Below are 16,916 nucleotides of genomic sequence, written 5' to 3'. Positions count from 1 at the left end.
GGCTCGCGTTTACGCGACCGCCGCTTGCTCCTTCGTCGCGTGCGCGGCGGCCGCGTAAACGCGAGCCGGGCCGCGAACGGCGGATGCTCGGTCTCGCTTCGCTCGAAACCGGTGGTTGAGCTGGTTTGGTTGCGTCAGTGGTGATCGCGCTATCCAGGGGTTCCCTCGTTGCCGTGGGGTTCCGGGGTCGTCGCTGATGGAACCGCTTCGGATGCTTGATGGGCGCTTTGCTCGAGACCGGTGATCCACCAGTGTGGTTGCGTGGGTTCGGGCAGTCGGCTCCAACGGTGTGCCGTTGCCCTGGCCGAGTAGTTCACTCGGCTCAGGTTCACGGTTCGGTTAGATCCCCTCGAATTGGATTCGCTGCGGCGGGGTTCCGGTTTCGAGGAGGCGGTCGACGGTGGTCTGGACCATGGCGGGGGAGCCGCAGACCAGGACTTGGTGTTCGGCGAACGCGCCGTGCGAGCCGAGGACGTCGGCGAGGGTGCCGTAGAGCAGGTCGTCGGGTGCGAAGCCGATGTCGACGCGGGACTGCTCGTACCACTCGTCGACCCAGTTCGGGTCGTGCGGGTTCTCCACCACCGGAATCACGGTGAGCCAGGGCAATTCGGCGGCCAGCAGGTAGAGCATGTCCGAGGCGTACAGGTCGCGGGGTGACCGCCCGCCGACGAAGAGGTAGGTGGGCGGCGGCGACGGCTTGCGGGCCAGCTCGAGGATCTGGGCGCGCATGGGCGCCAATCCCGTGCCGCCCGCGATCATCACCACCTCGTCGCCGTCCGGGTCCACCCAGAACCCGCCGGCGGGAGCGCCGATCCGCCACTCGTCGCCGGGCTGGGTGTCGGCGACGATCGCGCCGCTGCACCAGCCGCCCGGCACCGTGCGCACGTGGAACTCCAGCTTGCCGTCCAGTGACGGTGGCAGCGCGGGCGACAGCCTGCGGCGCACGCCGGGATGCTGCGGCACCCGTACCTCGACCGACTGTCCGGCGGCGAACGGCACGAACTCACCGATCAGGCGGATCACCGCGAGATCGTGGCGCAGGCGATGATGACCGACCACGGTCGAAGTCCACTCCGGCGCCTGATGACCGTTACCGAGCATGCTCGGATCCCCCAACGGGGCCTCCTTCTTCTACACAGGGTCGCAGCTGATGTTCTGCTCCGGCGTGCCGACCGCGAGGAGCGCGCGCCGGGTGTCGGCGATCATTCGAGCCGATCCGGCGATCTGGATCTGGCGATCGGCCCACGCGCCGAAGCTCGCGACCACGGCGCCAAGGTTACCGATCAGGCGCCGGTGCATCCCGTACGGTGCGTCCTGCGGCGGATGCGGATACCACCACGGATTGCTCTTCTGCTCGCACACCGGAACGATGGTCAGCCACGGGTTGCTCTGCGAGAGCTGCCACATGTTCTCCACGTCGTACAGGTCGCAGGGATAGCGGCCGCCGATGAAGAAGTGCACCCGCGGGTTGATGCCGCGCTGGCCCATCTCGATCAGCTGGGCGCGCAACGGGGCGATGCCGGTGCCCGCGCCGATCATGAGCACGTCGCGGCCGCTGTCCCGGTCGACGTGTAGTCCGCCGAGCGGGCCCGCGATGCGCCAGCGGTCACCCACCCTGGTCTCGTTGACGATCGCGGGGCTGACCCAGCCGCCGCGGATCTTGCGCACGTGGAACTCGATCTCGCCGTACGGGTTGGACGGGATGGCCGGGGAGAAATACCGCCACATCTTGGGCCGCTGCGGAATGGTGACCGGCACGTACTGCCCGGCCTGGTAGGGCACCGGCCCGTCGGACTGCAGCCGCACGATGGCCAGGTCATCCAGCACACGGCGATGACCGACCACGGTGGCCTCCCACACCGGCTGCGACTTGTCGGAGTTGGCGCCGATGGCCATGGACGCGGAGATCAGGATGGTGATGTCGCGCCAGCCCTCTTCCAGGCTCCGGTCCCAGGCCGCGCCGTTGTAGACGCGGAACGCCGCCAGCAGCGCGCGGCCCGCCATGTCGTAGTGCGCGGCCTCCACGCCGTACTTGCGATGGTCGCGAGCGAGTTGCTCCAGGAACTTCTGCGCCCGGTCCCAGTCCTCCAGGTGATCGAGGACGTACTGGATGGCCGTGGCGATGCGCTTGGCCTGCATCTCCATGGCCGGTGGGAACAACTCGCGCAACCGTGGGTTCTCGGCGAACAAATGTCCGTAGAACGCACTGACCAACCGCTCGGGTCCATTCGGCGACTCGATCACCGAACGAAAATTGGCGCGGACCAGCGCAGCCGAACGCGCATCCACGACGTGGAGCTTCCTTTCCCTCAGTTCTGCCCGGGGACATACCCGTTACCGGCGGTCTCCCGCCGACAAGTATCCCCGAAAATGCCGTGGTCGTGTGGCTATCAGTCCCAAGACCCGGGCAAACGGTAATCGGTGGGCAAACGGCGGATGCCGCTGACCCGTCCGGTACCGAGGCCACGGGCGGGCCGGGCCGGATTTCCGCGCCGATGCGGTACCGGCGGATGCGGTCTCCGGCCGGTCAGCTCCCGGCGCCGGTACGCACCGCGGGCACGACCTGCTCGGTATAACGACGGATCTGCTCGACCGGTTCCCCCTCGGTCGGCCAGAAGACGAATCCGTCGATCCGCTGGTCGCGGTGCAAGGCCAGCAGGTCGTCCACCCAGCGCTGGGGCGGGCCTTCCAGGAAGCCGCGATCGGCCCCGTCGGCGGTGATGGTCCCCGACACGTTCAGCACCCGCCGCACCGTCAGCGGGTCCCGGCCTGCCGCGGCGGCGGCGTCATCGATCCGCCTGCCGGCTTCGGCGAGGAACTCCGGCGGCGCCCAAGCGGCCGACGGCACCCAGCCGTCGGCGGCGCGGCCGGTGAGTTCGAGCATGCGCGGCCCGCGCGCGCCGAGCCAGATGCCGGGCCGGTGTCGCGGGAGCGGGCCGGGATGCGCGCCCGCCAGGGAGTAGAAGGAGCCAGGCACCCGGACCGATCGCGCGTCGCTCCACAAGGCGCGGATCACCGTGATCGCCTCCTCCAGGGCGCGCACCGCCTCGCCTCCGGTGCGGCGCGGTCCGCCCATCCCGGCGACGGCGTCCCAGAACGCGCCGGCGCCGAGGCCGAGCTGGATGCGGCCGTCACTGACGATGTCGAGCGACGCGACCGACTTCGCCAGCAAAGCGGGGTGGCGCAGCGGCAGGTTGGCCACGTCGGGGAAGAAGGTGATCCGCTCGGTTCGCGCGGCGAGCGCGGTGATCAGCGTCCAGGTGTCGAGGAACCTGCGCTGATAGGGATGGTCCTGGATGCCGATCAGGTCGAGCCCCGCCACGTCGGCGTACGCGCTCAGCTCGGCGAGCCTGCGGAAGTCGTCGGCCTCGGGGATCAGGAACAGGCCGAATTGGGGCGGTCGGGTCCTCATCACACACCTCCTGGTGGTCGCGCGGGACGCCGACCCGGCGCGGTGGGCCGGTACGGATCAGATGGCGAGCACGGTCTTGCCGCGTGCTCCTGGCGCTCCGATGACCGCTGGTCCCTCCGCGAGCGGGACGGTCGCGTCGATCGGCACGACCACGTCGCCCGCGGCCACCCGCTGGATCAGGCGGGCCAGTTCCAATGCGCTGCCCTTGGATTCGATGTTGCCGCCCCGCAGCGATCGTGCGCGCAACGCGTCCTCGTCGGCGGCGAAAGTGGTGGAGTAGACCGTGCCGCCGTCGCGGACCAGCGTGGTCAGCTCCGCCAGCGCCTCCGGCGGGCTCACCAGATCGAACAGGACGTCGATGCCGTCCGGATGGGCGGCGGCGACCTGGTCGCGCACCGGTCCCGCGGTGTAGTCCACCGTCTCGGCCGCGCCCAGGCGGGTCATCTGATCGGCGGAGTCGCCCCGCGCCGTGGCGATGACGTGCGCGCCCGCGATATTGGCCAGCTGCACCAGGAAGGAGCCGACGCCACCGGTCGCGCCCACGATCAGCACGGTCTGGCCCGGCTGGATGTGGGTGGCGTCCACGAGGTCCTGCGCGGTCACCCCCGCGGTCGGCAGCGCCGCGGCCGCGACCGTGGGCACCCCGGGCGGAATCGGCACCAGGGTGCCGCCCTCAGGGAGCACCGCGTACTCGGCGAAGCTGCCGTGGCCCACCGGCGGTGTGAGGAACTTGCCGACCACCCGGTCCCCGACGGCGAAACGGCTGACGCCAGCGCCGACCGTGGCGACCGTGCCGGCCCCGTCCACCCCGAGGATCATCGGAAAGTCGTGCGGCAGTTTGCCGTCCAGGAGGCCGGAGGCCACTTTACGGTCGAAGGGGTTCACCCCGGCCGCCTGGAGTTGCACCCGCACGGTGCCCGGCCCCGGCTCGGGCATCGGCATTTCGGCTAGTTCCGGCTTCGCTCCGAACTTCCGTACCACGATCGCGCGCATCCATTCGCTCCTCGAGTCGGGGTGAAGAGTGCTGCAACAACTGACGGCCGAGGTCATCGTAGGCGTCCGAAAGCCGCCGACGTGCGGAATCACCGCATGGGCGGTGTGGCGGGGCGTCGCATTCGCCGGTGCCGGAGCGTAGCGTTCGACACATCCGGTGGATCGCCTGCGGCGCGGCGGAGAATTCCAAACTTGAGCGGAACAGACTCAACCTTTAGAACGTTGGACGGGTAGAACGGCGCCGAGCCGAAGGCGGAGCGGGACGACAGCGACAGCTTCGGCGAACGCGCTCGGCGCCGTGCGAATCGACTCGACCAGTAGGAAGGTGACTCGTGGACTCGTTCAATCCCACCACCAAGACCCAGGCGGCGCTGACCGCCGCCCTGCAGGCGGCCTCCGCCGCGGGCAACCCGGAGATCCGTCCTGCGCACTTGCTGGTGGCGTTGCTCGACCAGACCGACGGCATCGCCGCGCCCTTGCTGAAGGCCGTCGGAACGGATCCGGCGACCGTGCGCCGCGAGGCACAGGACATCGTGGACCGGCTGCCGCGGGCGACCGGCGCCACCACCACACCGCAGCTCGGCCGCGAGGCGCTCGCCGCGATCACCGCGGCGCAGCGCCTGGCCACGGAACTCGGTGACGAGTACGTCTCCACCGAGCACGTGATGGTCGGTCTCGCCGAGGGCGACTCCGATGTCACGATGGTGCTCACCAAGTACGGCGCCACCGCCGACGCGCTGCGTGCCGCGTTCACCGCCGTCCGCGGCAGCGCCAGGGTGACCAGCCCCGATCCGGAGGGCAGCTACCAGGCGCTGGAGAAGTACTCCACCGACCTCACCGATGCCGCCCGCCACGGCAAGCTCGATCCGGTCATCGGCCGGGACACCGAGATCCGCCGGGTGGTGCAGGTGCTGAGCCGGCGCACCAAGAACAACCCGGTGCTGATCGGCGAGCCCGGCGTCGGCAAGACCGCCATCGTCGAGGGCCTCGCCCAGCGCATCGTGGCTGGCGACGTCCCCGAGTCGCTGCGCGGCAAGTCCGTCGTGGCGCTCGACCTCGGCGCGATGGTCGCGGGCGCGAAGTACCGCGGTGAGTTCGAGGAACGGCTCAAGGCCGTGCTGGAGGACATCAAGAACAGCGCGGGCCAGATCATCACGTTCATCGACGAGCTGCACACCATCGTCGGCGCCGGCGCCACCGGTGAATCGGCGATGGACGCGGGCAACATGATCAAGCCGATGCTGGCCCGCGGCGAGCTGCGCCTGGTCGGCGCCACCACGCTGGAGGAATACCGCCAGCACATCGAGAAGGACGCCGCCTTGGAGCGGCGCTTCCAGCAGGTGCTGGTCGGCGAGCCGTCGGTGGAGGACACCATCGGCATCCTGCGCGGCATCAAGGAGCGCTACGAAGTGCACCACGGCGTGCGCATCACCGACTCCGCGCTGGTCGCCGCGGCCACGCTGTCGGACCGCTACATCACCTCCCGGTTCCTGCCCGACAAGGCGATCGACCTGGTCGACGAGTCGGCCTCGCGGCTGCGCATGGAGATCGACTCCCGCCCGGTGGAGATCGACGAGGTGGAGCGCGCGGTGCGCCGCCTGGAGATCGAAGAGGTCGCCCTCGCGAAGGAGACCGACGAGGCGTCCAAGCAGCGGCTGGAGAAACTGCGCGGCGAACTCGCCGACGACCGCGAGAAGCTCAATCAGCTGACCACGCGCTGGCAGAACGAGAAGAACGCGATCGACCAGGTGCGCACGCTCAAGGAGGAGCTGGAAGCGCTGCGCGGTGAATCCGAGCGCGCCGAGCGCGACGGCGACCTGGGCAAGGCGGCCGAACTGCGCTACGGCCGGATCCCCGCGCTGGAGAAGCAGCTCGCCCAGGCCGAGCAGGCCTCGGCCACCGCGGGCGACGGCGAGGTCATGCTGAAGGAAGAGGTCGGCCCGGACGACATCGCCGAGGTGGTGTCCTCCTGGACCGGCATTCCGGTGGGCCGGATGCTGGAGGGCGAGACCCAGAAGCTGCTGCGCATGGAGGACGAGCTCGGCCGCCGCGTGGTCGGTCAGCCCGAGGCGGTGCAGGCGGTGTCCGACGCGGTGCGCCGGGCCCGCGCCGGTGTCGCCGACCCGAACCGCCCGACCGGGTCGTTCATGTTCGTCGGCCCCACCGGCGTCGGCAAGACCGAGCTGGCGAAAGCGCTGGCGGACTTCCTGTTCGACGACGAGCGCGCCATGGTCCGCATCGACATGAGCGAGTACAGCGAGAAGCACTCGGTCGCCAGGCTGGTCGGCGCTCCGCCCGGTTACGTCGGTTACGACCAGGGCGGTCAGCTCACCGAGGCGGTGCGGCGCAGGCCCTACACGGTGGTGCTGTTCGACGAGATCGAGAAGGCGCACCCGGATGTGTTCGACATCCTGCTGCAAGTGCTCGACGAGGGCAGGCTCACCGACAGCCAGGGCCGCACGGTGGATTTCCGCAACACCATCCTCATCCTGACCTCGAACCTGGGCGCGGGCGGTGACAAGGAGTTCGTCATGAACGCGGTGCGCTCGGCCTTCAAGCCGGAGTTCCTCAACCGCCTCGACGACGTGGTCATGTTCCACGCGCTCGACGAGGAGCAGCTCGAGCAGATCGTCGACATCCAGCTCGAGCAGCTGCAGAAGCGGCTGGCGCAGCGCAGGCTGAAGCTGGAGGTCAGCGATTCGGCGCGGTTCTGGCTCGCGGTGCGCGGCTACGACCCCAGCTACGGCGCGCGTCCGCTGCGCAGGCTGATCCAGCAGGCCATCGGCGACTCCCTCGCCAAGGAACTGCTCGCGGGCGAGATCGCCGACGGCGACAGCGTCAAGGTGTCCGTCAGCCCCGGCGGGGACGGCCTGATCGTCGGCAGGTGAGTGAGTGAGCGGCCTCGTCGCGGACGAGGCCGCTCGCCTTTCGTCGAAGCTCGCTCGCGCACAAGGTGTTTCGCCCCACCGTCAGCACGGTGAGATCGATGCCGGAACGAACGCCCACCGAGCCGCAGGCGCACCGGTCCACGTGGTACGGGTGCGCGCGAACGTACGCGGCCTACGCTGGAAGCCATGACCAACCCGAACGATCCCTGGGGACAGCGGCCGGAGGATGCGCCGACCGAACACCTGGGTCCGCCGGGCAAGTCCGGATACGGTGGCCCCGCGCACACCACGGAGTACCTCGACGCGTACGGCACCGGGGCTCCGTCGGAATATCCCCCGACGGAGCATTACGGAGCCTGGGGCCCGCCCGGGGCGAACGCGACACGTGAGTTCCCGGCCTACGACCCCCAGTGGGCCGCCTATCCCGACACCGTCCCGGGTGCGGCGGGTCCGCCCGGCGGCGCGATGCCGCCCGGTGCGGCGCCGCCGGGACCACCGCCGCCGCGGCGCAACACCGGCCTGTGGATCGCCCTCGGTCTCGGCGTGGTTCTGCTGATCGGTGCGATCGGGGTGGTCGCGGGCGTGCTGCTCGGGTCGGGCGATTCCGGCTCGGCCGACACCGCGGCGGCCTCCACGACGCGCGTCACGACGAGACCCTCGCCGGGAACCAGGACCGCGCAGCCCACCCCGCCGAGCGGTTTGCCCAGTGTGCCCGGCCTCGGCGATGTCGACGGCCTCGGCGCGACCATGGGCACCATCACCGCCAACGACGGGGGCACCCTGACGGTGAGTTCGGTGATGGGCAACACCATTACGGTGCGCACCGACGCGAACACCCAGGTGATCGCGCTGTCCGGGACCAGAGTCTCCGATCTGGCCACCGGTGAGCTGGTGCTGATCCAGGGGGACAAGGCAGCGGACGGGTCGATCCAGGCGAAGGTCATCATCGGCACCTCGCTGCCCGGCGGCGGGCGATGAGCCGCGCCGGACGCCGGGGGCGCGAAGCGCCGGGGGTAATGACGGACCATGTCCGGCCGGGACCATTAGGCTAGGCGGCGATGACGGCAATGTGGTTCGGGTTGGCGGCGATCGCGCTCGTGGGCGCGATCGTGCTGCTGTATTTCGATCGGCTCCAGCGGCAGCGGACCGGTCACGCGCGACAGGTCTGGGCGAAGTCGCAGGGCTATACCTACGTGTCCGTGGAACCCGCGCTGCCGTCCACGTGGCGGCGCGGCGCGTTGACCAAACTGGGCTATCTCTCCGCGGTCGACGTGGTCTCCGGCATCCGCAAGGGCGAGAAGTTCGTGCTGTTCGACCTGGAGGACTCCGCGACGCTGGTCGCGGTGCGCCGTCAGATCGGTTCGGACATCGACGTGGACATGCGGCTGAAGACCGCCGCCCCGCCCAAGGACCACGATCTGGAACTGCTCGGCGCCATCGGTGACCGCGTGGTCTTCGCGACCAATCCCGAAATCGCCAGGCACGCTGTCGATCAGCGCATGGTCGCGTTCATCGAGAACCTGCCCGACACCGTGCAGATGCTCTGGAGCGAGGGCAACTGGACGCTGGGCATGCTGCTGGTCGGCACCACCCCGAAGGACTGGGAAGGCGCGATCGACGCGGTGCTGCGCCTGTCCGGCCTGCTGCACGTGCTGCCGCCGGTCAGCGAGCCGCGCTTCGACGACGGCGGACCCGAACCGGCGCGCCCCCGCGCCCGTCAGCGGGGCGACCGGGACGCCGAGGGTGAAGCGGGCGACCGCCCCGAGGCCGACGACGAACGGTCCGAAGACGACTCCGACGACGCCGAGCGACCGGAACCGGCGCGCCGCCCGTCGCTCGCCGTCGTGCCGAACACGCGCGCCCGCGTGCGCGACGAGGAGAAGCCCCGGCCGCGCGAGGAGCGCGACGCCGAGAGCCGGAACGACCCCGAATCGCGGCAGCGGCCGACCGACCCGCCCGGTGGACCGTTCCATCCCGGCTTCCGCCCTTACCAGGGACCCGTGCCGAAGTGACCGGCCGCGCGCCCACCGCGGCCGGGCCGCAGCGGCTGCGATCGATCGCGCCGTCATGACCGAGCATCCCCGGCTGCCCGGCGCCACCCGTCCTGTGGCTCTGATCACCGGACCTACCTCCGGTATCGGCCGCGGTTACGCGACCAGGCTGGCCTCGCTCGGCTACGACCTGGTGCTCGTGGCTCGGGACGAGCAGCGGCTCACCGCCATCGCGACCGAGATGGAGCACCGCTTCGCCACCCGCTCGGAGCTGATCGTCGCCGACCTCGCCGCCGCCGACGACCGCGAGCGGGTCGCGGCGCGGCTGGCCGACGGCGTCGAATTCCTGGTCAACAACGCGGGTTTCGGGCAGTCCGGGGAGTTCTGGACGTTGCCGCCCGAGCGATTGCAGGCGCAGTTGGACGTCAACGTCACCTCGGTGATGCGGCTCACCAGGGCGGCGCTGCCGCCGATGATCGCGGCGGCCAACGGCCGCGTCGTCAACGTGGCCAGCGTGGCGGGCCTGATTCCAGGACGAGGGTCGACGTACTCGGCGTCCAAGGCCTACGTCGTATCCTTCACCGAAGGGTTGGCGCGAGCACTGGCCGGGACCGGAGTCCGGGTCCAAGCCCTGTGCCCGGGATTCGTCCGTACGGAATTCCACCGGCGAGCAGGCATCGCGATGCCCTCGCTGCCGAAAGCGTTGTGGCTGAGCGTCGAGCAGGTAGTCGCCGGCTCACTGCGTGATCTGGAGAAGGACCGGGTGCTCAGCGTGCCCGGTATGCAGTACAAAGCGCTCACCACCGTCGCCGGAATGATCCCGCGAACCCTGGGGGCCCGGCTCGATCGCGGGCTGTTCGACGCACGCGGAAGGACTTGACATGATCGACGTGATTACCAACGACAGGGACCGGCTGGCCGCGCTGGTGCGCGAGCTCGCCGTCGTGCACGGCCGGGTGACCCTGTCCTCGGGCAAGGAGGCCGACTACTACGTCGACCTGCGCCGCGCCACCCTGCACCACAGTGCGGGCCCGCTGATCGGCAAACTGCTGCGCGAACTCGTCGCGGACTGGGACTTCGACGCCGTCGGCGGCCTGACCATGGGCGCCGACCCGGTGGCGCTGGCCGTGCTGCACGCGCCCGGCCGCCCGATCGACGCCTTCGTGGTGCGCAAGGCCGCGAAGTCGCACGGCATGCAGCGCCAGATCGAAGGCCCGGATGTCGCCGGCAAGCGGGTGCTGGTCGTCGAGGACACCACCACTACCGGGAATTCACCCCTGACCGCGGTGCGCGCGCTGCGCGACGCGGGCGCTACCGTGGTCGGCGTCGCCACCGTCGTCGACCGGGAAACCGGCGCCGACCAGGTGATCGCCGCGGAAGGCCTGGAGTACCGGTCGATCCTCGGCTTGAAGGATCTCGCCCTGGGATAGCCTGGACGATGGTCTAAGTCTTCGAAGGTGAAGGGTCGTGTGAGTCACCAGTGGTGAGCATTGCAGTCAACAGGAGCCGCGAGAACGTGGCGATGCTCGGAATCGGCGCTTACCGACCCAAACGCCTGGTCAGCAACGCCGAGGTCTGCGAGGTGCTGGATTCCACCGACGAGTGGATCTACGAGCGCACCGGTGTCCGCAACCGGCGCTGGATCAGCGGCGACGAGACGCTGCGGTCGATCGCGGCGGCGGCGGGCGAACGCGCGATCGTCAACAGCGGCGTCGACCGCTCGAAGATCGGCGCCGTGATCCTGGCGACCTCCAGCTGGCTGACCCTCACCCCGCACGGCGCGCCGCAGGTGGCCTACGACATCGGCATGAACGGCGTGCCCGCCTTCGACCTGACCTCCGGCTGCGGTGGCTTCGGATACGGCCTCGGCGTGGCCGCCGACATGATCCGGTCCGGTTCCGCCGAGTACGTGCTGCTCATCGGCGCCGAGACGATGACCGTCGGGCTCGACCCCACCGACCGCGGCACCGCGATGATCTTCGGTGACGGCGCGGGCGCGGTCGTGGTCGGCCCGAGCGACGAGAACGGCATCTCGCCCACCGTCTGGGGCAGCGACGGTGAGAACGCCGCCGCGATCATGCAGGACATCGATTTCCTGGAATACATGCAGCGCGCCCAGGCCATGCAAGGTCTCGACCCGGCCGTGGATCCGGTCGGCCGGATGTCGCTGCGGATGGAAGGCCCTCGGGTCTTCCGGTGGGCTGCGGTCACGCTGCCGCGCGCCCTGTCCACCGCGCTCGAGGTCTCCGGCGTGGCCAAGGAGGACATCGAGGTCTTCGTCCCGCATCAGGCCAACGCACGGATCAACGAGCTGATGAAGAAGAACCTCGGGCTCGCCGACGAGATCCCGATGGCCAACGACATCGAGAACACCGGCAACACCTCGGCCGCGTCCATTCCGCTCGCGATCGAGGAGATGCTGGTCACCGGCAAGGCCAAGGGCGGGCAGACGGCATTGCTGCTCGGCTTCGGCGCCGGCCTGAGTTACGCGGGCCAGGTCGTCACGCTGCCGCCCGCACCCGCCGAGCCGAGCTTCTGAGCATGCGGCCTTTTCGAGCCGGGTATCTCGCGGCGGCGGCGCTCACCGTCTACGGCGCGGTCACCGGGCGGGAGAAGGCGCAGTGGATCGCCAAGCCGCTGCTGATGCCGCTGCTCGCGGCGGATGTGGCGACCGAAGGCGGGCAGCTGCCGTCCACCGAGCGCACGGTGCTGATCGGGTCGCTCGGCGCGGCGACGGTCGGCGACATCCTGCTCATAGATCCGGATGACGACCGCAGGCTGATCGCGGGCGCGTCGTCGTTCGCGGTGATGCAGGCCGGGTACACCACGCTGTGGTGGCGGATGGGTGGCAGGCCCACCGCAGGGGCGGCCGTACCACGGGTGGCCGCCTGGCTGGGGGTGGCCGGGGTGCTGCGGAAGAAAGCTCCCACGGTGGCCGCTGCGCTGACCGCCTATGGCGTCACCTTGGGCGCCGCAGCCGTGCTCGCGTCGGACCCCGCGCTGGCCCCCGCCACGAAAAACATTGCGGGCGTGAACGTTCCCGGCATGGATCCGCGCAGTCGCCTCGGCCTCGGCGCGCTGCTGTTCACCGTGTCGGACGGACTCATCGTGGTGCGGCGGTTGTTCGCTCGCGGTGAGCGGGCGCGCCGGGTGACCGAAGGCGTGATCCTGGCGACCTACGCGGCCGCGCAGTACCTGCTCGCCGATCCGAAGGCGCATGTGAAGCCGGTGCTCACAGCACCAGAATGATGCGATCCCGGTTCGCCGGGTCGACGCGGATCGAGAGGATCTCACCGACCGCGAGTCGGGGTTTGTCGGCCGGTGTGGCGTCGAAAACCACCGTGCCACGGTAACTTTCGGAGCCGGGGACGGTGAGTTCGAGATCCAGCTCGGTGAGTTCGGTGTGATGATCGGTGCGCTCCAGCGGGTGCACGCCCTCGACCGTCGCCCACCCTTCCAGGCCGTGCCGCCACAGTTGACGATCCGCCTTGGACGGCCGCCCGGCAAGCATCATCCCGACGCCGAGGCACGAGCCGAACAACCCGACCAGCGCCACGATCTGATACGGCACGGTTCCCGACGGCGTCCGGTGCACCACCCACCCCAACCACAGCGCCAGCAGGATCAGATACCCGGCGGTCACCCCGAGCACCGTGCGCAGTATCCGCTCGTGATCCATACCAGCCTCCACCCCGAGTGCCAGACCTCCAGGATAGGCCCGCACACCTTCGGCGGTGCTGACCTATTCGCCGAGATAATCGCTCGACAGGGCGACAAGGTCGATCGTGACCGGCGTTCCCGCCAGATCGACTGTCACCGAGCCCGACCGCTCGGCGACCAGCTCGTAGTCGCTGTCGATCAGTCGGTAGGCGCTGAGGCTGGCCGGTTCATCGAGATCGATGAGCCAATAGTGCTCGATGCCGACTTCGGCGTATTCGAAGAACTTGGTGACACGATCGGTTCGCCGGGAACCAGCCGACAGAATTTCGACGGCGAGTTTCACATCCTCCGGATGCACGCGTGCGAGATCGTCGGTGAGCGCTTTGCGGCGGATGACCAAGACGTCCGGCACGCGCACCGTAGGGGGTTGCGCCGGATCGACAACCAACTCGGCTTCACCTACCGCAGCGAGCTCTTTCGGTAGTTGAGGGTGGATTTGCGCCGCGAGCTGCCAGACCGCGAATTGATGACGCACGACCGGCCTCGGTGACACGACCAGAACCCCCTCGACAAGCTCGTAATTTCGGCTGCTGTCCTCCGGCAGCGCGATCCAGTCCTCCAGGGTCAGCAGATGATCAGGCCAGTTCACTTCGACGGTCATCGCTTCCTCCCCTCCCCGCACGGATACCGCGTTGGGGCCAGTTTGGCACACCAGGCCGACAAACCACAGCGACGTCGGCTCTCGAGTCGTAATACCGCCAGGACGCGGCGGCGGAGGGAAGCTGCCCGTCGAAAGTGGTGTGTGCGCACCCCCACCGGCACCCATTACGATCCTGCTGATGAGCTACCCGCCGCAGCCGCCGCCGTACGGTTATCCAGCCTATGGGGCCTACGGAGCACCGGACCATCCGCAATCCACCACGATCTTGATCCTGGGCATCCTGAGTCTCGTGCTTTGCCAGCTCATGGGGCCTTTCGCGTGGGTGATGGGCAAGCGGGCGCTCAACGAGATCGACGCCTCCGGTGGGACCATCGGTGGCCGGGGGAATGTCAACGCCGGATACATCTGCGGCATCATCGCGACCGCGCTGATGGCATTGAGCCTGCTGTTCCTGCTGTTGATGTTGGTGCTCGCCTTGGCAGGCGCGTTCGCGGGGAGTTCGTCCAGCTACTGAGCCACCGGCCGCGGGCACGATGGCCGGAATTAGCATCGTTGGGGTGAGTCACCCAGTGCCGGACGCGGCGGAGCAGGATCTACCGGGCCCGACGGAATGGGGCGAGCACCCGAACGGCGTCGGTCCGTGGGCTAGCGAGCACGCCGAGCCGCCGCCGGATGACCCGCGCCTGGATCCCGAACTGCTGGCCGGCGGCGACCGCCGCAATGTGGTCGACGCCTACCGGTACTGGAGCCGCGAGGCGATCGTGGCCGACATCGACCGGCGCAGGCATCCGTTCCACGTCGCGATCGAGAATTTCGGGCACGACGCGAACATCGGCACGGTGGTCCGCACGGCGAACGCTTTCGCCGCCGCGGCCGTGCACATCGTCGGGCGACGGCGGTGGAATCGGCGCGGCGCCATGGTGACCGACCGCTACCAGCACATCCGCCACCACGCCGACATCGGCGAACTGCTGGCGTTCAGCGAGCAGGCCGGACTGACCGTGGTCGCCGTCGACAACGTGCCCGGCTCGGTGCCGCTGGAGACCGTCACGCTGCCGCGCGCGTGCCTGCTGCTGTTCGGCCAGGAAGGCCCGGGTGTCACCGACCACGCCAAGCAGGCCGCCGTGATGACGGTGTCGATCGCGCAGTTCGGCTCCACCCGCAGCATCAACGCGGGAGTCGCCGCGGGAATCGCGATGCACGCCTGGATCCGGCAACACGCCGATCTGACGACCGCATGGTGAGTTCCTGGCCGCGTTCGATCCCCTGAGCAGGCGATCTTCGATCACCGAAGCCCACCGGCACGATTGCACATCGCTTTCGTAACAAATCGGGCGCATGAATGCGTTCTGGCCTGGCACCATTGACCCATGACCTCGCGGAGCGACGATATCGAGGTGCCGAGCGTGGAGCACGCCGAGACGGGCTCCGCGGCACCGCGTCCGCCGGCCGGCCGTGCACCGGCGGGCCGGGAACCCGTCGCGCCCGCGACGCTGTGGTCCGAACGGGCCGATATGGCCGAATCGTCGATCGTCTCTCGGCATCTGCGCGCGCTGTGGGCGCTGCCCGGCACCGAACTCGGCGTGGTCGGCTGGCCTGCGACCAAGCGCGAGCGAATCTTCGGCGCATGGCACTACTGGTGGCAGGCGCACCTGATCGAGTGCGCGATCGACGCCGCGAACCGGGCGCCGACGCCGTTGCGCCGCAGGCGAATCGCCGCGCTGGCGCGCTCGCACCGCTTCCGCAACATCACCGGCTGGACCAACCGGTACTACGACGACATGGCCTGGCTGGCCATCGCGCTGGAACGCGCCGAGCGAACCCAAGGGGCCGACGTGCGAAGCGCGCTGGTCGCGCTGGAGAAGCGTTTGCACGACGGCTGGCAACCGGAGGTCGGCGGCGGCCTGCCGTGGCGCATCGGCTCGGACTACTTCAACGCACCGGCGAACGGTCCCGCCGCGATCGCGCTGCTGCGTCTCGGGCGCGTCCAGCGCGCGCAGGAGATGTCCGACTGGTTGGACGCGACGCTGCGCGATCCGGAGACAGGGTTGATCCTCGACGGCATCCACCTGCCCTCCGGCGAGATCGAGCGTCCGGTGTTCACGTACTGCCAGGGCGTGGTGCTCGGCCTGGAGACGGAACTGGCCGTGCAGACCGGCGAAGCGAGGCACACCGAGCGCGTGCACCGGCTGCTCGCGGCGGTCGAGGAGCACATGACCACCAATGGCGTGGTCAACGGCGGCGGGGGCGGTGACGGCGGGCTGTTCAACGGCATTCTGGCCCGGTACCTGGCGCTGGTCGCGGTGATGCTGCCGGGTGAGGACGCGCAGCAGGTCGCCGATCGCCGTGCGGCCGCCGCGATCGTCACCGCGTCGGCGAAGGCGGCATGGGCCAACCGGCTGCAGGTCGAGGGCGAGCCACTGTTCGGGCACGACTGGAGCAAGCCCGCGCAGTTGCCCGGCGGCAGCGCGGGAGCCGGTTACTTCACCTCCGGCGGCTCGGTCACCTCGTCGAAGGTGCCGGGGCGCGACATGTCGGTGCAGTTGTCGGGCTGGCTGCTCATGGAGGCGGCTTACCAGGTCAGCGCCGCGGGGCTGTGACCGCGGATCAGCCTTCCGGCTCCAGCACGGCGCTCGGAGCCGTTTCCAGCGCGAAGTCCTCGGCGGGCTGGGACATCTCCTGCCGGTAGTGCCGCACGCCGAGCGCCGTGCCGATGACCAGGCCGACCACCAGCGTGCCGATCACGATCGGCATCAGCCATTCCACGCGCTGCAGGAAATTGCCCGCGTAGTACCCGATGAGCAACAGCACCGGCGCCCAGACGATCGCGCCGATGGTGCTGGCGATGGTGAACTTGCGATGGTCCATCCGAGCGGCGCCGGCGACCGAGGGGCACAGGGTGCGCACCCACGGGATCCACCGGGCGATCAGCACCGCGACGAATCCGTGCCGATGCAGCAGCTCCGCGACCCGTTGCAGATTGCGGACGTTGATGTATCTGCCGTTCTTGCGGGCCACGAGATGCCGTCCGGTCCGGTGCCCGATGACGTAGCCCACCTGGTTGCCCGCGATGGCCGCGACCATCGCGCCCACCGACAGCGCCCAGACGTGCGCCTCCCCCGAGGCGTGCGAGGCCATCACGATGCCCGCGGTGATGAGCATCGAGTCACCGGGCAGGAACAGCCCGAGGATCACCGCGCATTCGAGGAAAACGAAGGTCAGCACCACCGTCCAGACGAGCGCGGGGCCCGCCGACAGTAGTGGATCGAAACTGCCCACGGCTAGGGGCGACGATTCCGTCGTCACCGGCT

The 16,916-nt window shown here is 69.5% G+C and carries 17 protein-coding genes; 10 read left to right on the top strand and 7 right to left on the bottom strand.

From position 1 onward, the window contains the following. Window positions 1–339: 339 nt before the first annotated feature. The 4 genes from ACWDMM_RS32300 to ACWDMM_RS32285 form a co-directional block, all read right to left on the bottom strand. Window positions 340–1,101, bottom strand: coding sequence for an FAD-binding oxidoreductase (locus tag ACWDMM_RS32300; RefSeq protein WP_449941294.1), 762 nt, complete (start codon window positions 1,099–1,101; stop codon window positions 340–342). A gap of 30 nt (window positions 1,102–1,131) precedes the next feature. After that, window positions 1,132–2,289 (bottom strand): FAD-binding oxidoreductase, encoded by a 1,158-nt coding sequence (locus ACWDMM_RS32295; RefSeq protein ID WP_195080844.1) that lies wholly within the window; start codon window positions 2,287–2,289, stop codon window positions 1,132–1,134. Window positions 2,290–2,527: 238 nt separating this feature from the next. After that, window positions 2,528–3,412, bottom strand: coding sequence for an LLM class flavin-dependent oxidoreductase (locus tag ACWDMM_RS32290; protein WP_195080843.1), 885 nt, complete (start codon window positions 3,410–3,412; stop codon window positions 2,528–2,530). A 57-nt stretch (window positions 3,413–3,469) separates the two neighbouring features. Beyond that, entirely contained in the window at window positions 3,470–4,405 is a 936-nt protein-coding gene (locus ACWDMM_RS32285; protein ID WP_449941291.1) for an NADP-dependent oxidoreductase, read from the bottom strand. A 332-nt stretch (window positions 4,406–4,737) separates the two neighbouring features. Here ACWDMM_RS32285 and clpB point away from each other — a divergent pair, with 332 nt between their 5' ends. The 7 genes from clpB to ACWDMM_RS32250 all read left to right on the top strand — a co-directional run bounded on the left by clpB (window position 4,738) and on the right by ACWDMM_RS32250 (window position 12,533). Next, window positions 4,738–7,293, top strand: coding sequence for an ATP-dependent chaperone ClpB (gene clpB / locus ACWDMM_RS32280; protein ID WP_195080841.1), 2,556 nt, complete (start codon window positions 4,738–4,740; stop codon window positions 7,291–7,293). A gap of 186 nt (window positions 7,294–7,479) precedes the next feature. Continuing rightward, complete coding sequence (locus tag ACWDMM_RS32275; RefSeq protein ID WP_195080840.1) at window positions 7,480–8,271, top strand: DUF5666 domain-containing protein; 792 nt, start codon at window positions 7,480–7,482, stop codon at window positions 8,269–8,271. An 89-nt stretch (window positions 8,272–8,360) separates the two neighbouring features. Next, window positions 8,361–9,305 (top strand): type III secretion system chaperone family protein, encoded by a 945-nt coding sequence (locus ACWDMM_RS32270; protein WP_195081042.1) that lies wholly within the window; start codon window positions 8,361–8,363, stop codon window positions 9,303–9,305. 55 nt (window positions 9,306–9,360) lie between these two features. Beyond that, window positions 9,361–10,164, top strand: coding sequence for an SDR family NAD(P)-dependent oxidoreductase (locus ACWDMM_RS32265; RefSeq protein ID WP_195080839.1), 804 nt, complete (start codon window positions 9,361–9,363; stop codon window positions 10,162–10,164). A 1-nt stretch (window position 10,165) separates the two neighbouring features. Then, the gene (gene pyrE, locus ACWDMM_RS32260; RefSeq protein WP_067796674.1) at window positions 10,166–10,714 is read left to right on the top strand and encodes an orotate phosphoribosyltransferase; all 549 of its coding nucleotides are present in this window, start codon (window positions 10,166–10,168) and stop codon (window positions 10,712–10,714) included. 50 nt (window positions 10,715–10,764) lie between these two features. After that, window positions 10,765–11,823: a beta-ketoacyl-ACP synthase 3 gene (locus ACWDMM_RS32255; protein WP_195080838.1), complete on the top strand. Its 1,059-nt coding sequence runs from the start codon at window positions 10,765–10,767 to the stop codon at window positions 11,821–11,823. 2 nt (window positions 11,824–11,825) lie between these two features. After that, window positions 11,826–12,533 (top strand): lysoplasmalogenase family protein, encoded by a 708-nt coding sequence (locus ACWDMM_RS32250; RefSeq protein ID WP_449941287.1) that lies wholly within the window; start codon window positions 11,826–11,828, stop codon window positions 12,531–12,533. Here the strand turns inward: ACWDMM_RS32250 and ACWDMM_RS32245 are convergent. After that, window positions 12,517–12,963, bottom strand: coding sequence for a DUF3592 domain-containing protein (locus ACWDMM_RS32245; protein ID WP_067796682.1), 447 nt, complete (start codon window positions 12,961–12,963; stop codon window positions 12,517–12,519). The two genes, ACWDMM_RS32250 and ACWDMM_RS32245, sit on opposite strands and share 17 nt — an antisense overlap. A 63-nt stretch (window positions 12,964–13,026) precedes the next feature. After that, window positions 13,027–13,605 carry a Uma2 family endonuclease gene (locus tag ACWDMM_RS32240; protein WP_195080836.1) on the bottom strand — a complete coding sequence of 193 codons (579 nt, stop codon included), beginning with the start codon at window positions 13,603–13,605 and terminating at the stop codon, window positions 13,027–13,029. Between the two features lie 178 nt (window positions 13,606–13,783). Between ACWDMM_RS32240 and ACWDMM_RS32235 the strand changes: the two genes are divergently transcribed. The 3 genes from ACWDMM_RS32235 to ACWDMM_RS32225 all read left to right on the top strand — a co-directional run bounded on the left by ACWDMM_RS32235 (window position 13,784) and on the right by ACWDMM_RS32225 (window position 16,205). Beyond that, entirely contained in the window at window positions 13,784–14,119 is a 336-nt protein-coding gene (locus tag ACWDMM_RS32235; protein WP_067796688.1) for a DUF4190 domain-containing protein, read from the top strand. A gap of 19 nt (window positions 14,120–14,138) precedes the next feature. Then, window positions 14,139–14,849, top strand: a complete 711-nt coding sequence (locus tag ACWDMM_RS32230) for a TrmH family RNA methyltransferase (protein WP_195045969.1) — start codon at window positions 14,139–14,141, stop codon at window positions 14,847–14,849. Between the two features lie 270 nt (window positions 14,850–15,119). Next, a complete protein-coding gene (locus tag ACWDMM_RS32225) occupies window positions 15,120–16,205 on the top strand; it encodes a glycoside hydrolase family 76 protein (protein WP_195081041.1) in 1,086 nt (361 codons plus the stop codon). Window positions 16,206–16,212: 7 nt separating this feature from the next. Here ACWDMM_RS32225 and ACWDMM_RS32220 read toward each other — a convergent pair whose 3' ends face one another. Continuing rightward, window positions 16,213–16,911, bottom strand: coding sequence for a DedA family protein (locus ACWDMM_RS32220; RefSeq protein WP_323124688.1), 699 nt, complete (start codon window positions 16,909–16,911; stop codon window positions 16,213–16,215). Between the last annotated feature and the right edge of the window lie 5 nt (window positions 16,912–16,916).

Source organism: Nocardia sp. NPDC003726 (assembly GCF_053586955.1).
Note: the sequence above shows the minus strand (reverse complement) of the source record. Positions and strands in the feature narration are given on the sequence as shown.